Source organism: Actinophytocola sp. (assembly GCF_045807065.1).
In the GTDB taxonomy this organism is placed as follows: domain Bacteria; phylum Actinomycetota; class Actinomycetes; order Mycobacteriales; family Pseudonocardiaceae; genus Actinophytocola.
The window spans coordinates 1-2,659 of the sequence record NZ_JBJMIE010000204.1 but is presented as its reverse complement, the minus strand read 5'-3'; the positions used below and the strand labels follow the sequence as shown (position 1 = coordinate 2,659).

The window sequence follows — 2,659 nt, the reverse complement described above, 5'->3', positions numbered from 1 at the left end:
GTCCCAGTCCCGCACCGCGGTGCGGTCGAGCGCGTACACGAGCAGGCCGAACCCGGCGCCCATCACCAGGAGGCTGAGCCAGTCCGCGGGCCCGGTGCGTGGCGTGGCCGCGGCCGGGAGGGTCGCGGACCGGCGCGACGTCACGAGGACGGCCGCCGCGGTCGCCGCGAGCGGGATGTTGATCGCCAGGCACCACTGCCAGCCCGCGTACTCGGCGAGCAGCCCGCCGACGAGCAGCCCGACGCCCGCGCCCGCACCCATCACGGCGTTGAACAACCCGAACGCCCGCGCCCGCGCCTTCACGTCGGTGAACAGCAACGGGATGAGCGAGATGGTGGCCGGCGCGATCACCGCCGCCGCGAGCCCCTGCCCGATCCGCGCGGCGAGGATCTCCTCGGCGTTGTCCGACAGCGCGCCGCCCAGCGACGCCAGCCCGATCAGGGCGAGGCCGCCGTACAACGTACGGACGCTGCCCAGTAGGTCGACCAGCCTGCCCCCGAACAACAGCGCGACCCCGAACACCAGCGCGAACGAGGTGATCACCCACTGCCGCGCGTCGTCGGTCAGGGACAGCCCGGCCTGCATTCTCGGCAGCGCGATGTTCACGATCGTCGAGTCCAGCGACACCAGGAGCTGCGCCAGCAGGATCGCGAGGAACAGCCTCGGGCGCGGTGCGGTCGACATCGGTGTCCGTCCTACCAGCCGAGCTGCTCGCGCACCGGCTGGAGCACCTCGGTCATGAACGTCGCCATGACCTCCCGGGTCCGCTCGCCGTCGGGGTTGGCCTCGAACCCGAAGATGAAGTGCCGGATCCCGGTCAGCGTGCACACCTCGAGCAGCCGCTCCCGGCACGTCTCGACCGTGCCGATCGGGTTCAGCTCCAGCATCCGGTTCACCACGGGCGACGGGTCGTTCGGGTTCGCCCGCTTGCCGGAGTCCACCGCCCTGAAGTAGCGCTCGTAGTTCGGCAGCTCGCTGCGCCGCTCGGCGAGGCCGTTGGTGTTGGCGCCCTCGGCGATCCACCAGGAGAGGTGGTCGCGGGCCCGGTCGCGGGCTTCCTCGACCGTCGGCGCCAGTGCCGCGACGCAGCTGAGCGCGTGCCCGGCCGCGCCGTCGCCCGACTCGCCGTAGCGTTCGATCAGGCCGATCTTCATGTCGTCGCCGAGGCCCTCGCGCAGCAGCAGGGGGTAGCCGTTGGTGCGTGCCCAGTCCACGGTGTCCGGCGACCCGGTGGCGACGTAGACGTTGGGCACGTCCGCGACGGGCCGCGGCCGGACCTCGACCCGGCTCACCACACCCGTCTGGCTGGTGATCGTGATCGCGTCCGCCGTCCAGCACTCCCGGACCCGGTCCATGGTCTCGATCATGGTCTTGTGGTTCTGGGTCATGTCGGCGCCGAAGGCGTCGAAGTCGCGCACGTAGGTGCCCCGGCCGACGCCGAAGTCGAACCGGCCGCCGCTGAGGTGGTCCAGCAGGCTCACCTTCTCGGCCAGGCCGACGGGGTGGTCCAGCGGCACCACGGTGATCGCCGAGCCCACCCGCAGCCGCGGGTACCGGCCGAGCAGGAACGAGCCGTAGGTGATGGCCGACGGGCAGGTGCCGTAACCGGTGAAGTGGTGCTCCAGCAGCCACAGCCCCGTGTAGCCGTAGTCCTGCGCCCACCCGGCCATCTGGTCGGTGTAGGCGTAGACGTCGGCCTGGGACATGCCGGGCTTGTGCGCGGCGGTCAGCATGACGTCGAAGCGCATGGCGGTCACCACGTGATCCCCAGCATCGCGCGCATCTGGCGTTCGAACTCGGCGTCGCCCTCGGCCCGGCGAACGGCCATCACCTTGTCGGCGTCGCCGCCGAGCTGCAGCCGCAGCGGGCGCGTGCCCGCCGGGGTGTCGACCAGGTCGGCGACCGCCTTCGCCACCATGGCCGGGGTCTGCTTGGCCACCGACGCCGTCAGCCCGGCCTCGGCCCGGTCGAACTGGTCGAACAGCGGCAGGTAGTCCGGCGCGGCGTCCCGCAACGCGTACTTGACCTTGCCGGGCTGGTTCTCCGTCGCGCCCGGCTCGACCAGGGTCACCTCGACACCGAAGTGGTGCAGCTCGTAGTGCAGCGCCTCGCACACGCCTTCGAGGGCGAACTTGGACGCGTTGGCCGCACCCCGCAACGGCTGCGCGACCTTGCCGGTGATCGAACCGATGTTGACGATGTGGCCGCGACCCGCGGCGCGCATGCCGCCGACGAACGCCTGGACCATCCGGACCGTACCGAGGTAGTTGACCTCCAGCTGCTCACGCAGGTCCGAGAGCGGGTGGTGCTCGATGGGGCAGCTGACCAGCGGCGCACCCGCCGCGTTGACCAGCACGTCGAGCGGGCCGGCCACGGCCGCGGCCAGGTTCTTGATCGACTGGGAGTCGGTGACGTCCAGCTGGAACCGCTCCGCGGCGGGCACCTCGGCGATGGCGTCGACGTCGCGCGCGGTGGCGATGACGGCGAAGTCGGACCCGAGCCGCACACGGGTGGTGAGGTCGACCACCTCGACGCCCTGCGAGGGGATCCGCACGGTCTGCGCGAGCGCGTCCCCGCCTCCGACCACGACCGCGTTCACCGCGACGCTTGCGTCGTCGCTCGAGAAATTGGCCAACGCCAGTTGCACGCGGCCACCGTC

General features: G+C 71.6%; 3 protein-coding genes. All 3 read right to left on the bottom strand.

The window, feature by feature from the left end; translation table 11 throughout:
• Positions 1–684, bottom strand: a 684-nt coding sequence (locus tag ACJ73U_RS11860) for an MFS transporter (protein ID WP_407777628.1), incomplete at its 3' end; no start/stop codon positions are given.
• An 11-nt stretch (positions 685–695) separates the two neighbouring features.
• Complete coding sequence (locus ACJ73U_RS11855) at positions 696–1,748, bottom strand: LLM class flavin-dependent oxidoreductase (RefSeq protein ID WP_407777629.1); 1,053 nt, start codon at positions 1,746–1,748, stop codon at positions 696–698.
• Between the two features lie 5 nt (positions 1,749–1,753).
• Positions 1,754–2,659 (bottom strand): SDR family NAD(P)-dependent oxidoreductase (locus ACJ73U_RS11850; protein ID WP_407777627.1); only part of this gene is annotated, 906 nt, incomplete at its 5' end.